Raw genomic sequence first — 15,894 nt, forward strand, 5'->3', positions numbered from 1 at the left:
TGCGCCCGTAGCGAGCGTCCAGGCTGAGAAGTGAAGGATTCCCCTGCGCATCGTCCGGCCATCCTGCCGTAACCCACCCCCCTCTGTCGCCCCCTCGGAGGCATCGTCCCGACCGGACGGTGGGTCACCCACATGGCGTACGGTGCCGCCCATGGCACGTGTGCTCGTGGTCGAGGACGATCAGTTCGTCCGCTCGGCCCTCATCCGGCATCTCACCGAGGCGTCCCACACGGTACGCAGCGTAGGAACGGCTCTGGAGGCACTGCGCGAAGTAGCCCATTTCCCGTTCGACCTGGTCATCCTGGACCTGGGGTTGCCCGATCTCGACGGCTCCGAGGCGCTCAAGATGCTCCGCGGGCTCACCGACGTCCCCGTGATCGTGGCGACCGCGCGCGACGACGAGAACGAGATCGTCCGCCTCCTCAACGACGGCGCGGACGACTACCTGACGAAACCGTTCTCCGTCGAGCACCTCTCCGCCCGGATGGCGGCGGTCCTCCGCCGGTCGCGGGGCACCGCCACGGAGGCCCCGCCCAGCAGGGTCATCCAGGTCGGCGGCCTCTCCATCGACCCGCTGCGCCGTCAGGCGGAACTCGACGGCGCCCCACTGGACCTGACGAGAAGGGAGTTCGACCTCTTGGCGTTCCTCGCCGGACGACCCGGAGTCGTCGTCGCCCGCCGGGAGCTGCTCGCCGAGGTGTGGCAGCAGTCCTACGGCGACGACCAGACCATCGACGTCCATCTGTCCTGGCTGCGGAGGAAACTGGGGGAGACGGCGGCCAGCCCGCGCTACCTCCACACCCTGCGCGGGGTCGGCGTGAAGCTGGAGCCGCCGCGATGAGATGGGCGCTCGTCAAGGTCTGCCTCGCGGTCACCACGATGGTGGTCGTCGCCTTCGCCGTTCCCCTCGGCCTGGTCATCAAGGAGATGGCGCGGGACCGGGTCATGTCGGACGCGGAGCTCCAGTCGTCCGCGTTCGGGCCGCTGCTCACCATCACCACCGAGAAGGAGCGGGTGGAGGGCGCGCTGGCCTCCAACGACGCCGAGACCAGGATCGCCGTCCACATCCCCGCCCAGAACGGCAAAGCGGCCTTCGTGGTGGGTCACCAGCGGGTCGCCAGCCAGGTGGTGGACGCGGTCCGCCAGGACGGCGAGAGGACCGACGTCAAGGTGGACGACGGTGTGGTGCTGCTGCGCCCCCAGGCACTCCCCAACCTTGAGGTCGTCGTGGTGGAGATGTTCGTCCCGGACGACGACATGACCCAGGGCGTGACCATGGCGTGGCTGGTGCTGGCCGGGGTCGGCGTCGGACTCGTCATCGGCTCCGTCGCGGTCGCCGACCGGCTCGGCGGCCGGATGGTGCAACCCGCCCAGCGGCTCGTGCGGGCCGCCGGCGACCTGGGGGACGGACAACTCGGCGCACGGGTCCCGGAGGAGGGGCCGAAGGAACTGCGGCTGGCCGCCGTCGCCTTCAACTCCATGGCCGACCAGGTCGTCCAGCTCCTCGCCAACGAACGCGAACTCGCCGCCGACCTCTCGCACCGGCTGCGCACCCCGCTCACCGTGCTCCGGCTGAACGCCGCGAGCCTCGGCGACGGACCCGCCGCCGACCAGACCCGGGCCGCCGTCCACCAGCTCGAACGCGAGGTGGACACCATCATCCGCACCGCCCGGGAGGCCAAGCCGCAGACCGCCGCCGCGGGCCCCGGCGCCGGGTGCGACGCGTCCGAGGTCATCCGCGAGCGGATGGACTTCTGGTCGGCGCTCGCCGAGGACGAGGGACGCAAGGTCCGGGTGGCCGGAGTGGAGCGGGCGGTCCGCATCCCGGTGGCGCGGACCGACCTCGTCGCCGCGCTCGACGCGCTGCTGGGCAACGTCTTCCGGCACACCCCGGAGGGAACCGCCTTCGCGGTGGACGTCCACAACGGTGAGGACGCGGTGATCGTGCTGGTCTCCGACGCGGGACCCGGCATCGATGACCCGACGGCGGCCATGGCGCGGGGCTCCGGCTCCGGCAAGGAGGGCTCCACCGGCCTCGGGCTCGACATCGTCCGACGGATGGCCGAGGCCACCGGGGGCGACGTCCGGATCGGCCGTTCGGTGCTCGGCGGCACCGAGATCCGGGTCTGGATCCAGGTGGGGGAGACCCGCGTCGAGGGACGCGGACACCGGGGCAAGCTCCGCAAGCGCCGCTTCGCCCTGCGCCGCGCCTGATCCCCCCGGCGCGGGCGCCGGTTGCCTGACGCGGTACCCGTCCCCGTGGGGTGGGTACCCGTTCCCCGGCGCGGGCGCCGGTTCGCTGACGCGGCACCCGTCCCATGGGGTGGCGCCCGTTCCCTGGCACGGCGGTCCGCCCCGTGGGGTGACGCCCCTCCCGTGGGGCGGGCACCCGGTCCCCGATGCCGCGCCCGTTCCGTGGGGCGGGTCTCGTTCCGTGGGGTGGCGCCCGCCCCCGAGCCTGACGTCCGCCCCGAGGCTGACACCCGCGCCTGAGCCTGACGCACGCGCCTGAGCCTGACGTCCGCCCCGAGCCGGTGGCGTGGCGTCGCCCCCTCTGGCGTGCCCCGTCCCCGCAGGGGCGGCACCGCCCCCGCGCCGCTCCGGAGAGCGCCCCGCACGGACCGGGGCGTGGCGCCCCGAAAGCCCGGTGAGCCCACGACGCCGGACGGACCGCCGGGTAGTGCCACCCGGCGGTCCGTCCCCTCTCCACGGAGCCCAGGGCGGCACTCACGGCACCCCCACAACCCTCCGCGTTCCGCACGCGTCCCGTGCGTTCCGCGTTCCCCGGGAGCGCGTCTCCCTCGCGCGTCCGGACGGCCTCCCGGCCGTCACCAGGGCCACCGCCCGGAGACGGCCGGGATTCCCTTTTCGCTCTCCCATGTGTTCCTTAAGGGCGGCATAAGAAGAGCCTCGGAGGGGCTCAGGGGGGCGAATTGCCGGACTCGGAGTCGCTAGCGTGCTGATCGCGCCCCTCCCCCAAGGGACGCCAACCCCGTACCCCCGAGACAGGAATCCCGATGACCACGTCACCGCGACCCCGGACCGGTCACCGCCCCCCAGCGGCCGCCGTCCCCGTCGCCGTGTCCGTCCTCATCGCTCAGGGACTCCGTCGCACCACGGGTACGGACCGGGCCGCGTCGCCCGTCATCGCGCACACCACACCCAGCACGGGTCCGGGCGGTTACCCCGGTCGGTACGCGACGGCGAGCGGGCCGGACAACACCCTGACGGACCGGACCCCCACGTCCGACCTGTCGTCGGGCACCGGGTTCGACTCCTCGTGGGACGTGACCCTCACGATCGGCGGACAGCGTTCCGCCGTGAGGGCCGCCTCCTGTGTCCGGGAGCCGGACCCCGACCGGACCGTCACCACCGGGTCCACCGCCTCGCGCGGCACCGACCCGGCGGACCGGCCGCTCAACCCCGCCACGCGTTCCGTCCCGGACGGTGACCCCCCACCGCCGTCCGGGCGGAACGCGGGCACCCACGCGAGTGCCACCCCCCACCGCTCGCGGCCCCCCACACCCGGTTCCGTCCCCCACAGACGGAACCACCACGGTGATCGCCCCGTTCGCGGATCAGTTCCCCCACCCCGCGCACGACCTCGTGGAACCGGCCATCCGTACCGGTCCGGAGGACCTCGGCCCCGCCCGCACCAAGGCGGTCGCCGTCCGATCCACCACGGCCGGGATCCACGTTCCTGACGGAACCCCCACTGGATTCCCCCCACCCGGCCACTCAGACCGGGCCGGTCCGGGCCCCCTTCCTCCACGCCCGGCCGGCCCGCCCACCTCACGGGCCCCCACGCCCACGCCACCCCCACACCCCCCCACGGAAACACCGCGAGGAACCCCCACGCTTCCGCGCCCCCCCCACACCCCCACGCGCGCATGAGGAGATCCCGGGGAGGACCCCCACCGGAACACCACCGCATCCTCCTTCGGAGCCCCACCGGAAGACCCCCACGGAACCCCGCGGGACACCCCCACCGAAGAACCCCCCACGCACCACCCCCACCTGCGCCCCGGTCGACGCTTCCCCCACGCGGCCGGGGCGCACCGGGCTCAGTCTCCGGGCCCGGACCCGGCCCCGGACCCGGGCCCGGTTTCCGTTCGTCCGCCACCGACCGAACCGTCGTGGGGCGCACGGCCGGAAGGCTGTTACATTCCTGCCCAGATCCGGGGCGGGACCCGCCGAACGGCGGTCCGACGGTTCCGGTCGGCCGCGCTCAGGGGGCGCCGCGGACCCCGTCGGAGACGGCCTGCACACCGTGTCCGGCGCTTCGCGGACCGGCCGGGTGTCCGGCGCGGAGCTACGACGAGAGGCTGCGGGCGATGACGGTTCAGGGGACACGCCGACGGGGCTCCGGCCGCCCCACGCTGGAGGAGGTGGCCGCCCGCGCGGGGGTCGGCCGGGGCACGGTCTCCCGGGTGATCAACGGCTCGCCCCGGGTCAGCGACACCACCCGGGCCGCCGTCGAGGCCGCCATCGAGGAACTCGGGTACGTGCCGAACACGGCGGCCCGGGCGCTGGCCGCGAACCGCACCGACGCCGTGGCCCTCGTGGTCCCCGAACCCGAGGCGCGGTTCTTCGCCGAGCCGTACTTCTCCGACATCCTGCGCGGGGTCGGTGCCGGACTCGCGGAGACGGAACTCCAGTTGCTGATGGTCTTCGCGGGCAGCGACCGCGAACGCCAGCGCCTCGCCCAGTACTTGGCGGCCCACCGGGTCGACGGGGTGCTCCTGGTCTCCGTGCACGCCGACGACACCCTCCCCGACCTGCTCTCCCAACTCCACATCCCCACCGTGATCAGCGGCCGCCGCTCCGAGTGCGAGACCCTCCCCGCCGTCGACTCCGACAACTTCACGGGCGCCCACGCCGCCGTCGACCACCTCATGGCGGGCGGACGGCGCCGGATCGCCACCATCACCGGCCGCCCCGACGTCTACGGGTCGGTGCGCCGCCTCGACGGCTACCGGGAGGCCCTGCGGGTGGCGGACCGCGAGGTGGACGACGCCCTGATCGTCTCCGGCGACTTCACCGAACGGGGCGGTCTGCGGGCGATGTGCGAACTGCTGGACCGCAGGCCCGACGTGGACGCGGTGTTCGCCGCCTCGGACGTGATGGCGGCCGGGGCCCGCCAGGCGCTGCGCGCCCGGGGCCGCCGCATCCCCGACGACGTGGCCCTGGTCGGCTTCGACGACTCCGCCATCGCCCGCCACATGGACCCGCCGCTGACGAGCGTGCGGCAGCCCATCGAGGACATGGGCCGCAGGATGATCGACATCCTCCTGGAAGAGATCGCGAAGGACCCCCGGGTGCGCCGCAGGGGCCCGGGCCGCCAGGTGGTCCTGCCCACCCAACTGGTCGCCAGGTCTTCCTCCTGACGAACCGTCACCAAGGGGCGGGTGATGGTCGGCCGCCCCAGCCGACCACCGCCCGCTTCCCCGGCGCCACCGTGATCAGGAACCGGCCGGGCCCCGGGGCACCGTCCTCGCGCCACCGGCCCACCCGCTCCTCGACGCGTTCCCAGAGCGCCTCCGGCCCGCCCTCCCGGACGGCCCAGCGCCCGTCACCGGTCTCCCGCAGCGCGGCCCAGGAACCGGTCCGCACGTCCAGCAGCACCCGGAGCGGCTCCCCGTCGACCGCCAGGCCGAACCGCTGCGCCCCCGGAACCGCGAGCTGGGCGACGAACCGGGCGGTCCAGTCGTCCAGCGCGTCCCACCCCACCCGGGCCGGGCGTTCGGTCCCCGCGCCCAGATCGGGCAGGACACCGAGGGGCGGTGGCGTCTGGGGGCGCGCCAGCATGAAGGAGACCCGCCCGCCGAGCAGCCGTCCGGTGGCGGTGCCGTCCTCGCGCACGGTGAGCCGGGCCAGTTCGGAGGAGTGCAGCCAGCCACCCACCGTCGCCAGGACCAGCCCACCGGGCCGGACCTGCGCCAGCCACTCCCCGGGGACGTCCAGCACACCGCAGGTGGCGATCAGCCGGTCGTACGGGGCGGCCCCGGGGTGCCCCCGGAGCCCGTCGCCGACGACCAGACGGGGGTGGTGGCCGAGGGAGCCGAGCGAGGTCCGCGCCCGGGCGGCGACGTCCTCGTCCACCTCGACGGAGGTGACCAGGCGGTCACCGAGCCGATGGCACAGCAGCGCGGTGGAGTAGCCGGTGCCGGTCCCGATCTCCAGCACCTTCAGCCCGTCCCGCACATCCAGTTCCTCCAGCATCCGGACCACCAGCCCGGGGAGCGTGCTGGAACTGGTGGGCAGCCGGTAGATCCGCCCGTCGAGGTCCGCCGGGACCACGGTTCCGGCGATCTGGGTCACCAGGGACTCGTCGCGGTAGCAGGCCGGGAGCCACTCGTCCGCGTCCGGCGTCACCGGTTCCCACCCGGTACGGCCGCCGTCGTCGTCGTGGCGCCGGAAGAACCCGCCCCGCAGGAACGCGTGGCGCGGGGTGTCCAGCACGGCCTGACGCCACCGGGGCGATCGCAGGTCACCGCTGGCGGCGAGGGCATCGGCCAGGGCGGCGCGCAGTTCGTCCGTCATCGGGGGGAACGCTCCAGGAGGTCGGCCATGGCCGCGACCATGGGCAGTCCGGTGGGCGGCTCCAGCCAGGCCCACTGTCCGGACGGGTTGCATTCGAGGAACCACCAGGCGCCGTTCCGGTCGACGGCGAAGTCGAAGGCGCCGAAGACCAGTCCGAAGGCGGCGAGATAGCGCATGAGCGCGACTTCGACGGTGTCCGGCGGCGCGACGACACGATAGGAGAGGCGCTCGTAGTCGGTGCGCCAGTCCAGCAGTCCGGAGTCGATCCTGACGGGGAAGACCCGGTCGCCGATCACGGTCACCCGCACGTCCGCCACCTTGTCCACGATCCGCTGGAACAGATGGGCGGTGCCCGCCACCCGCTCGTCCAGCCCGTCGGCCGTCACCTCGGCGACCTCGACCGTGCAGGACACCCCGTCGATCCGGTACGACGGGGTGGACAACGGCTTGTACAGGACGGGCCCGTTCCCCCTCGCGAACCTCCGGGCCGCCCCGGGATCGGAGGTGATCAGCGTCTCCGGAACCCGGAGGCCGCACCGGGCGGCGACGGCGAGCCCGGACGGTTTGAACTCGGCGTCCCCGACGCGATGGGGATGGTTGACGTAGAGACAGCCGGGAAGCGACGCGATGACGCCCCCGAGGCCGTACCGGGCCTGGGTGAGGGCGAAACGGGCGTCACGCTCGTCGAGGTGGGGGAAGGCGAAGCCGCTCGGCCGCCGGTAGTACAGGGACCGGACACGGGAGAGGTCCGCGGCGCGGGTCGGGGTGGTCAGGGTCCCGCCGAGGCCGTCTCCGGTGATCGTCGCCTCGACCGACAGGGTGGCCGGGAAGTCCCCGGAGTCGAGCCGGACGACCGGGACGTCCCGTTCGTACAGTTCCCGGATCACCAGGTCGGCCGTCGGGTCGTCGATCATGGTGACGACCAGCACCGGGTCGGTGGGCCTCACTGGTCGCTGTCGTTCCCCGTGTCCTGGTCCCCGCCACCGGCGCCACCGGGTCCCGAACCGTCGGACGGGTTACCGGTGTTGGTGGCCGGGTTCGTTCCGGTACTGGTGCCGTGCCCGGGCATCTCCATGAGCCGTCCACCGTCGTCGTGGTAACGGGCGGTCTGGGTGACCGGGTCGAGCTCGACCCGGCCGTACCCGGGCGCCGTCGCCGGATACGGCGCCATCCGCTGGACACCCCAGGGGACGGGGGTGACGTGCCCCTGGGGGAGCGGCGAACCGGTCGGGAGCCGGTCGGAGTGCTGGAACACGGGGTCCTCCATGGTCGGTTTCGTGGAATTCATCGGTTTCAACGGTTCGTCGGGACCTGAACCGAACGATGAGCCGCGCGCCTTGGCGGCCACCCGGCCCCGGGGCGCACGGCCGGACGGCCCCGAGTACCCGCCCACAGGGAACGACGGCGAGCCCTGCCGGGCCCATTCGTCCCGTAGTCATGTACCTCTCGCTCATCGTTGGCGGTTCTTGCTCCAACAGTGCTGCCGAGCGGAGGGTGGAACGCTCACGGTTCTGTGAGCGTGGACATCAGACGCCGACCCACCGGGCCAGGTGTCCGAGACTGTCCGGGGTCCGGCGGCTGAGATGGACCAGCCTGGAGATCGTCTCCCGAGTGTCCGGGTGATTCCGGATCTGTTCCGGTGCCGCTCGCCTGGCCTCGGCCACGTGTTTCAACGATGCCTCCGTGTGCCCTGTCTCCAGTTCCACTCGGGCTCGGTCGATCAGGAATCGGGCTCGGCGACTGGTCGAGGTGGATTGAGGAAGCCTGATGAGCCGTGCCTGAGAGAGAGCATCGTCGTACTGCTCCATCGCCACAGCCGCCCCAAAGGCGTGTAGGTCGGCGTTGCGGTTCCCGAAGGAAAGCCAATGAATGTCCGGGGCTTCGCCACCAACACGGTCGGCGAAGCTCCGCGCGGCGTGTAGATGCGCGACCACCATGCGTTCTTCTCCCGCCCGAGCGGCCAGCGCGGATGCCCCGAGGTGGAGTTGCCCTGCCACGGCCCATGCCTCCCTGCTCTTCTCCCCCTCCAGCAGCCGGTGGCCTTCGGCGATGAGCCGGAGCCCCGTGGAGTGGCCGCCTGTCTTGTAGAGGAGGGCACGCTTGTACTGGCGGATGGCTGCGAGGCACGGGTCCGACGCGCGCTCCGCAGCCCAGTACATGCGATCCAGGGCCACGCGGGACAAGTCCGCGTGGCCTAGTTTCAACGCGATGTCGTGAGCTGTCCGGTAGGAGGAAGCCAGAGCTTTCCACACCAAGGTGTTCGGTGTGGTCCACACCAGACCGGTCAGCTCGCTGATGACCTGGGGAAGGGCCTTCGCCGCGTTTCGCAGGTGGGCCGATCTGACGAGCTGGCAGATGCGGTCGGCTTCGTAGGCGAGGACCTCAATGGGGCGGTGAGCCAGTCCGGGTAGGGGTTCGAGGTCATAGCTGTCGAGCACTTCGCGAATCGGACCGATGACGGCGGAACCGCGATCCTGTCGTGAACCGCGGTCGTACGTGTCGGTGAGAAGGGACTCTTCGATGCCCAGTACGTCGGCTACGGCTGAGACGAAGTCGTCGGTGGCCCGCCTGGCACCACATTCCACCTGGTTGAGAAGGCTGTACGAATACGGCAGCCGCTCCGCGAGCTGTCGCTGGCTGAGACGCGCGAGCCTGCGCTGCGCTTTGACGCGTGCTCCGATGTGGTTGTCACCGAGGGCGGACATAAGGGGTCCTCCTTTGCTCACTCGTCGTTTGGGACGGGTACCGCCACGATGGCGACAAGGGTTCGCGGCCCGCAACGCGTGACAGGAGCGGGAGCCCGTGAACGTGTGGTCGGATGGGTCCATGCCGAGAACCCTGTACCTGTTCGGGAGCGCGGCCCCACCCGTGCTGGAGATCGACCGTGCCGTCGGAGACCTGCGGGCACGCGGGTGGGACGTGTGCCTGGGGCTGACGCCCGCCGCGGCCGACTGGCTGGGCGACGACCGTACCGGGGAACTGGCGGCGCTGACCGGGCACCCGGTGCGCTCGGCGTACAAGCGGCCGGGCGCGCCGGACGTCTGGCCGCGCGCCGACGCGATCCTCTTTGCCCCGGTGACCTTCCACTCGGTGAACGCGTGGGCCCTCGGCCTCACCGACCGGTTCGTGGTCGGGGTGGTCGCGGAGGCCGTCGGCAAGGGGATCCCCACCGTGGCGATGCCCTGTGTGAACGCCGCCTACGCACGGCACCCACGCCTCGGCCGCAGTGTCGCGGAGCTGCGGGAGATGGGGATCACCGTTCTCTACGGAGAGGGCGGCTTCGTCCCCAACGAGCCGGGCACGCGGCGGCCGTTCCCCTGGCCGCTCTGCTACGACGCGCTGGAGGACGTCGTTCCGGAGTGAAGCCCGGTGCCTGGGCGGATCGGCGAGGGCGAGGACTGACCGATGATCCCGCGCGCCCGCCTCGACCACGGCCTCACCGATACCCCGTTCATGGAGTGAGCCCGACGTGAACGGGCGGAACAAGGAGAACCACATGAGCGACGACGAGACCGGCGATCTGACCCGGGTGGCGCACTTCCTCTTCGAGGCGGGCACCCTCAAGAACGCACGCCGTACCGGCTGGTGGATGGCCGGGGTGCGGGACCCCGAGAGCGTTGCCGAGCACTCCTGGCGGACCTCGCTGATCGCCTCGGTCATCGCCCCGCTGGAGGGTGCGGACCCGGCCCGTACCGCGCTGCTCGCCGTCTGGCACGACACCCAGGAGACCCGTACCGGTGATGTGAACCACCTGGGCAAGCGGTACGCGCGGCCCGGCGACCCGGTGGCCGTCACCGTCGACCAGACCGCCGGGATGCCCGACGCCGTGGCCGGTCCGGTGCGCGAGTGGGTCGACGAGTACGAGGCGGGCCGGACACCGGAGGCGCGCTGCGCCAAGGACGCCGACAAGCTGGAGTGCCTCCTCCAGGGGATCGAGTACCGGGCGTCCGGCCACGCCGACGCCCAGCGCTGGATCGACAACAGCCGCGCCCGACTCACCACCCCCACGGCCCGTCGCCTCGCGGACGCGCTCCTGGCCCAGGGCACCCTCGACTGGCTCCGCACCGCCATGGGGCAGGAGACGTCCGGCTGACCGTCAGGTGCTGTCGCGCGTGTCCCGCACCGGACCACGGTGGTGAACTGACTCACGGGAAGGGGACGGCCGGGCGGAGTGGCCCGACGCGCTGTGGGCGGACCGCGTCCGCGAACTCTCAGGTGACGGTGGACATGACGGACCCCACCCCGCCCGTCCGCCCTACGATGCCCCGATGACCAGCACACGCCCCACCAGTCCCCTGACGGGCCCCCTGGCCCCCGAGTTCCTCGACGTTCGCCGCATCCGTCTGACGGAGGTCGCGCCGCCCCCGCTGCCGCCGGAGGTGGTGGCGGCGCGGGACCGGGCGTGGGAGGCGGCGGTGCGGGGGAACCCGGAGCTGTTCGACGGGCCCGTCGCGCTGTGCGTGGGGCTGGCGCCGGACGGGCCGGACGGGCTGGTGGTGTCCTGGGCGCGGGCGACGTTCCGGCACCGGATGCTGCGGGAGCTGCCGGGGGCCGTGGGGTGGGCGCCGTCGTTGTTCGTGAGCGTGGTGCAGCCGGCGGGCGACGGACGGGTGCTGGTGGGACGGATGGCGCCGTGGACGGTGGCGCCGGGGCGGTGGCAGTTGCCGGGCGGTTCCGTGGAGCCGCCGGGGCCGTCGGAGGCGCTGGACGCGGCCGGGCTGGCCCGGGAGGCGGCCCGGGAGCTGGTGGAGGAGGTCGGGGTGGCGGTGGCGCCGGGGGAGCCCACGGTGCTGGGCGTGACGCGGGGCGGCCGGGGCGCGGTGGGCGTGGCCCATCTGGCGCCGCCGCTTCCCGAGGCGGTGCTGCGGGAGCGCTACGGGGCGCTGGTGGCGGCCGAGCGGGCGGCGGGCCGGGTGCCGGAGCTGGACCGGATCGCCCTGGTGCGCCCGGGGGACCGTCCGGGAGCGGGGGAGGCGCCGCGCGCCGACTACCTGGAGCCGCTCTTCCGGCACCTCGCCGATACGGCCCGGTAGCCGATGCGGTCCGGTAGCAGGGAGGGTCCGGCAGCCGGGACGGTCCGGTAAGCGGGACGGCTCGGTAGGCGGGAGGGCCGGTTACCGGGGCGGCTCGGTGACCGGGACGGTCCGGTGGCGCGGCGGGCCCAGCGAGTCGGGGCGGTCCGGTTGTCGGGGAGGGCCGGGGGAGAAGGGCGGGGAAACGCGGCGGGGGCCGATCCGCCATGCGGATCGGCCCCCGACCATCAGGGTGAGTGACGGGACTTGAACCCGCGACATCCTGGACCACAACCAGGTGCTCTGCCAGCTGAGCTACACCCACCACGAGCGGCGGTTTCCCTTGCGGTTCACCGACCGGCCGAGAAAAAGTGTACAGGGTCCTGGAGGGTGCTCGCGCACGTGTTTCTAGGAGGTGGAAGCGGTGGGCACCACATGGCGCGCGGCGATGCCACGGGCGGTCTCCGAGTCGGGTCCGGGCTGCGGGACGAAGATCGCCTCGCGGTAGTAGCGCAGCTCGGCGATCGACTCGCGGATGTCCGCGAGCGCCCGGTGGTTGCCGTTCTTGTCGGGACTGTTGAAGTAGGCCCTCGGGTACCACCGCCGGGCCAGCTCCTTGACGGAGGAGACGTCCACGATCCGGTAGTGCAGGAAGGACTCCAGTCCGGGCATGTCCCGGGAGAGGAAGCCGCGGTCGGTGCCGACCGAGTTCCCGCAGAGGGGGGCCTTGCCGGGTTCCTTGATGTGCTCGCGGAGGTACCCGAGGACCCGTTCCTCGGCGTCGGCGAGGGTGGTGCCGTCCGCCAGCTCGGCCAGGAGGCCCGAGGCGGTGTGCATCTGCCGCACCACCTCGGGCATGGTCTCCAGGGCCTCGTCCGGCGGGCGGACCACGATGTCCACCCCGTCGCCGAGGATGTTCAGCTCGGAGTCGGTGACCAGTGCGGCCACCTCGATGAGCGCGTCGTTCGCCAGCGAGAGACCTGTCATCTCGCAGTCGATCCACACCATGCGATCGTTCATGCGTCTTACCCTAAGGCGCGCTCCGCTGGCCGGGCAGGCTCGGGCGGCCCATCAGCCCTGACGCGTACACATCTATACCGGGCCCGTGGCGCCCCGGGTCGGGCGACAGCGAGCCGTGCTGACCCAGCGCTCCGGCCGTCGCGGGCCGTCGCGCCTGCACCGGGACCGGGGCGTCCGGCCCGGGCAGCGGCCCGGGGTCCAGCAGCTTCTCGCCCTGTGGACGGCGCGCCCGGTAGGCGGCCCGGTACGCGGCGGGCGAGGAGCCGAGCTGCCGCCGGAAGTGGCCGCGCAGCGCGACGGGGGAGCGGAAGCCGCAGCGGCCCGCCACCTCGTCCACCGAGTAGTCGGACGTCTCCAGGAGCCGTTGCGCCTGGAGGACCCGCTGGGTGATCAGCCACTGGAGCGGCGCGCTGCCGGTGAGCGAACGGAACCGGCGGTCGAACGTCCGTCGGCTCATGTACGCGCGGGCGGCGAGCGTCTCCACGTCGAACTGCTCGTGCAGGTGCTCCAGTGCCCAGGCGACGACCTCCGCGAGCGGGTCGGCGCCGATCTCCTCTGGTAAAGACCTGTCGAGGTAGCGCTCCTGGCCGCCGCTGCGCCGGGGTGGCACGACCAGCCTGCGGGCGAGGGCGCCCGCCGCCTCGTTGCCGTGGTCGGTGCGCACGATGTGCAGGCACAGGTCGATGCCCGCGGCCGTGCCCGCGCTGGTGAGGACGTCGCCGTCGTCGACGAACAGCTCCCGGGGGTCCACATGGACCGACGGGTACCGTTTGGCGAGGGTCGGCGCGTACATCCAGTGGGTGGTGGCCGGACGTCCGTCGAGGAGACCGGCGGCGGCGAGCACGAACGCGCCCGTGCACAGGCCGACGATCCGGGCGCCCTCCTCATGGGCGCGGCGCAGCGCGTCGAGCGCCTCCTCGGGCGGCGGCGCGGTGATCGACCGCCACGCGGGCACGACGACCGTGCCCGCCCGGGCGATGGCCTCCAGCCCGTGCGGCGCGGTGAGTTCGAGTCCACCGGTGGTGCGCAGCGGTCCCTCCTCACCGGCGCTCACCAGCAGGCGGTAGCGCGGCACCCCGGCGTCCTGGCGGTCGATGCCGAACACCGAGAGCGGGATCGAGCTCTCGAAGATGGGGCCGCCGCTGAACAGCAGCACCGCGACGACTTCCCTGCGGCGCCGCCCGGAGAGTTTCCGCACGGCGACGTCGGCTGTGGCTGTGGAGTCGTGGCTCATGAGGCTAAGCCCCCCTCGGTGGTCGCGGCGTCCCTAACGTGTCGGGCTTGTCGCTCCAGCACATTTCCCCTCGGTCCTGCACGAGTCCCCCGCCGTAAGACAGTCATGATCGAATCTACTGTGTCGCGTGGTGCCCGCGTGACCACTTCCGCACCCCGGCACATTGTCGACATGGCAACTTGGCGTAAAGCATTCGATCACGAAGCGTGGCACTCCGGGAGCGCGCAGGGAAGTGCGCGTCCGGCTCGTGGCCGGTCCGCGTAGGGTGCGAATCCGGCCTCCGCTCCTTTCTTGCCTGGTGAGAGCGGGGGTGGAAGGGGTCTGGACCAAAGAAAGCTACCCCTGGCCAAGTTGGCTGAAAACATATGGAGGCGTGCGCCGGAATCGGTCAGCCCTCCGGGGTGCGCCCCCGGAGCGGGGGCCCGGCCCCGTGAGCGCCCCCGGGGTCCGTCGCCCGGCCGCCCCGGGGGACGGCTCCCGTCGACGGCTCCCGGGGGCCGGGCCGCCCCGGCCCCTCCCGGCCGCCCCCGCCGCCGTACCGGTTGCTCCTGCGAGGCGCCGGGATCCGGCCCGGAGCCGTCGGGTCCGCCGGGGGAGGGGCGCGCGGACGGATCTCCCAGCGCACGGCCGCCGTCCGGGTGCCGGGGGTGGTGTGCGGAGGGGTGTGCGCCCCTCCGTTTGCACCCCGTCCACCCGGGGTTCGCGATGCCCAACGCTCCGACGATCTTGGGGTCACTCCGCACGGTGCGGTTCGCGCCCCCGAGTGCGCTGGGCGTACGCTGTATCCCCAGGTTCGCGCTCCCCGCCCGGGTGGGGCTTCGAGCGCGGTGCGGGCCGTCCGCGCGCCTCCGTCCGGCGACTCCGTAACGCGCATAACGCCTGTAACGGTCGGCGTCAGATCGTCTGGGATTGAACCAACCGGTGTCCGAGACCGCACCCCCTCCGGACGGGAAGCGGCTGTACCCGGCAGTCACCATTGCCAGCGGGGCGGCGGCTCGTGCATGCTCCGGGATACGCCGCCGAACTGCGCCGTGTGACGGGACCGCTACCGGACCGCCCCTCGGAGCGGGTCGGTGCGCACCCCCGCCGTGGGGGCCGTACGGCTCGCTGGGCAGGAGGGGAGTGTCGCCGTACCCTTGGGGGTATGGGCTTGGGAAGATGATTCCCGGACACGGCTCCGGGTATCGGACCGTACGTTCCCGACCCGGTGGTTCCCCCGGTCCCACCGGCCCGCCCGGACCGGCCAACCGGCTCTCCTGGCACCATGACCCTCCTTGACAGCCGCATCCCCCGAGAAGACAGCGAACCCCGCAAGCAGCCGCCCCTCCTCAGAGGATCTTCTTCGCCGAGACATCCATGGCCGGTCACGAATCCTTCGAACCCGCGGACCGCAAGCGTCAGGTCGTCGATCCGACGGCCGACCCGCTGGCGGCGGAAGAGTCACGTCACCCCTGCGACCCCGCCTTCAAACACGGAGTCGTCGTCGGCTTCGACGGGTCCAACTCCAGCGAACGCGCCCTCGCCTACGCCATCGGCATGGCCCACCGCTCCGGTTCGGGCCTGATCATCGTCCATGTGGCCAACCGGCTGCCGACCACGGTGTGGGCGGGCTGTGAACCCCCCGTCTTCGTGGACGTCCCCGATCACCGCACCGAGGTCCTCGGGCTCGAACTCGCCTGTGCCGACTACCTGTCCGAGGTGCCCTGGATCCTCGTGGAACGCGGCGGCGACATCTGTCACGAACTGGAGGAGGTCGGCCGGGAGTACGAGGCCGACGCCATCGTGGTCGGGTCCACCCAGGGCATCGTCGGCCGGATCTTCGGCTCCGTCGCCGGACGGCTCGCCCGCCGCGCCCAGCGCCCGGTCGTCGTCATTCCCTAGGGGGCGGCTCCCCCTCCGTCGCCCGGTTCTCCCCGTTCCCCCGTCCGGTCCCCGGCGTGTGGCGGGGGTCGCGCGCCCGGCGTGCGCGGGTGCGGAAGGTCGACAAATCTACTCGCGCGTAGGGGTGGAACGCGTCCCCGCGGCGGGTACAAAGCGCTCACGGGTCGTCACCAGCGGCCAACACCACGCAGCACGACTGCATTT

The 15,894-nt window shown here is 72.7% G+C and carries 13 protein-coding genes and 1 tRNA gene; 7 read left to right on the plus strand and 7 right to left on the minus strand.

Going from position 1 to position 15,894, the window contains the following annotated elements; all coding sequences use genetic code 11:
• Positions 1-151: 151 nt before the first annotated feature.
• From ACVWNX_RS22805 to ACVWNX_RS22815, 3 genes are all read left to right on the plus strand, one after another.
• The gene (locus tag ACVWNX_RS22805; protein ID WP_454409487.1) at positions 152-841 is read left to right on the plus strand and encodes a response regulator transcription factor; all 690 of its coding nucleotides are present in this window, start codon (positions 152-154) and stop codon (positions 839-841) included.
• Positions 838-2,214 carry a sensor histidine kinase gene (locus tag ACVWNX_RS22810; RefSeq protein WP_454409488.1) on the plus strand — a complete coding sequence of 459 codons (1,377 nt, stop codon included), beginning with the start codon at positions 838-840 and terminating at the stop codon, positions 2,212-2,214. The genes ACVWNX_RS22805 and ACVWNX_RS22810 overlap by 4 nt, the downstream gene beginning before the upstream one ends.
• A gap of 2,120 nt (positions 2,215-4,334) precedes the next feature.
• Positions 4,335-5,387, plus strand: a complete 1,053-nt coding sequence (locus ACVWNX_RS22815) for a LacI family DNA-binding transcriptional regulator (protein ID WP_454409489.1) — start codon at positions 4,335-4,337, stop codon at positions 5,385-5,387.
• Positions 5,388-5,394: 7 nt separating this feature from the next.
• On the opposite strand, the gene tgmC is transcribed toward ACVWNX_RS22815, so the two are convergent.
• From tgmC to ACVWNX_RS22835, 4 genes are all read right to left on the minus strand, one after another.
• Positions 5,395-6,543, minus strand: coding sequence for an ATP-grasp peptide maturase system methyltransferase (gene tgmC, locus ACVWNX_RS22820; protein ID WP_454409490.1), 1,149 nt, complete (start codon positions 6,541-6,543; stop codon positions 5,395-5,397).
• Positions 6,540-7,490 carry an ATP-grasp ribosomal peptide maturase gene (gene tgmB, locus ACVWNX_RS22825; protein WP_454409491.1) on the minus strand — a complete coding sequence of 317 codons (951 nt, stop codon included), beginning with the start codon at positions 7,488-7,490 and terminating at the stop codon, positions 6,540-6,542. Before tgmB ends, tgmC begins: the two co-directional genes overlap by 4 nt.
• On the minus strand, positions 7,487-7,798 hold the full coding sequence (gene tgmA, locus ACVWNX_RS22830) for a putative ATP-grasp-modified RiPP (protein WP_454414891.1): 312 nt from the start codon (positions 7,796-7,798) through the stop codon (positions 7,487-7,489). Before tgmA ends, tgmB begins: the two co-directional genes overlap by 4 nt.
• Positions 7,799-8,069: 271 nt before the next feature.
• Positions 8,070-9,248 (minus strand): helix-turn-helix domain-containing protein, encoded by a 1,179-nt coding sequence (locus tag ACVWNX_RS22835; RefSeq protein ID WP_454409493.1) that lies wholly within the window; start codon positions 9,246-9,248, stop codon positions 8,070-8,072.
• Positions 9,249-9,369: 121 nt separating this feature from the next.
• On the opposite strand from ACVWNX_RS22835, the gene ACVWNX_RS22840 reads away from it, so the two are divergent.
• The 3 genes from ACVWNX_RS22840 (at position 9,370) to ACVWNX_RS22850 (ending at position 11,576) form a co-directional block, all read left to right on the plus strand.
• A complete protein-coding gene (locus ACVWNX_RS22840; protein ID WP_454409494.1) occupies positions 9,370-9,906 on the plus strand; it encodes a flavoprotein in 537 nt (178 codons plus the stop codon).
• Between the two features lie 133 nt (positions 9,907-10,039).
• The gene (locus ACVWNX_RS22845; protein ID WP_454409496.1) at positions 10,040-10,636 is read left to right on the plus strand and encodes an HD domain-containing protein; all 597 of its coding nucleotides are present in this window, start codon (positions 10,040-10,042) and stop codon (positions 10,634-10,636) included.
• 175 nt (positions 10,637-10,811) lie between these two features.
• Complete coding sequence (locus tag ACVWNX_RS22850; protein ID WP_454409498.1) at positions 10,812-11,576, plus strand: NUDIX hydrolase; 765 nt, start codon at positions 10,812-10,814, stop codon at positions 11,574-11,576.
• A gap of 231 nt (positions 11,577-11,807) precedes the next feature.
• Here the strand turns inward: ACVWNX_RS22850 and ACVWNX_RS22855 are convergent.
• The 3 genes from ACVWNX_RS22855 to ACVWNX_RS22865 form a co-directional block, all read right to left on the minus strand.
• Positions 11,808-11,880 (minus strand) — tRNA-His (locus ACVWNX_RS22855).
• 83 nt (positions 11,881-11,963) lie between these two features.
• Positions 11,964-12,575 (minus strand): oligoribonuclease, encoded by a 612-nt coding sequence (gene orn / locus ACVWNX_RS22860; protein ID WP_454409500.1) that lies wholly within the window; start codon positions 12,573-12,575, stop codon positions 11,964-11,966.
• A gap of 10 nt (positions 12,576-12,585) precedes the next feature.
• Positions 12,586-13,809, minus strand: coding sequence for a helix-turn-helix domain-containing protein (locus tag ACVWNX_RS22865; protein ID WP_454409501.1), 1,224 nt, complete (start codon positions 13,807-13,809; stop codon positions 12,586-12,588).
• 1,356 nt (positions 13,810-15,165) lie between these two features.
• On the opposite strand from ACVWNX_RS22865, the gene ACVWNX_RS22870 reads away from it, so the two are divergent.
• Positions 15,166-15,690: a universal stress protein gene (locus tag ACVWNX_RS22870; protein ID WP_454409502.1), complete on the plus strand. Its 525-nt coding sequence runs from the start codon at positions 15,166-15,168 to the stop codon at positions 15,688-15,690.
• The last annotated feature ends 204 nt before the right edge of the window (positions 15,691-15,894 follow it).

The sequence above is a fragment of the Streptomyces sp. JNUCC 64 genome, assembly GCF_054484115.1.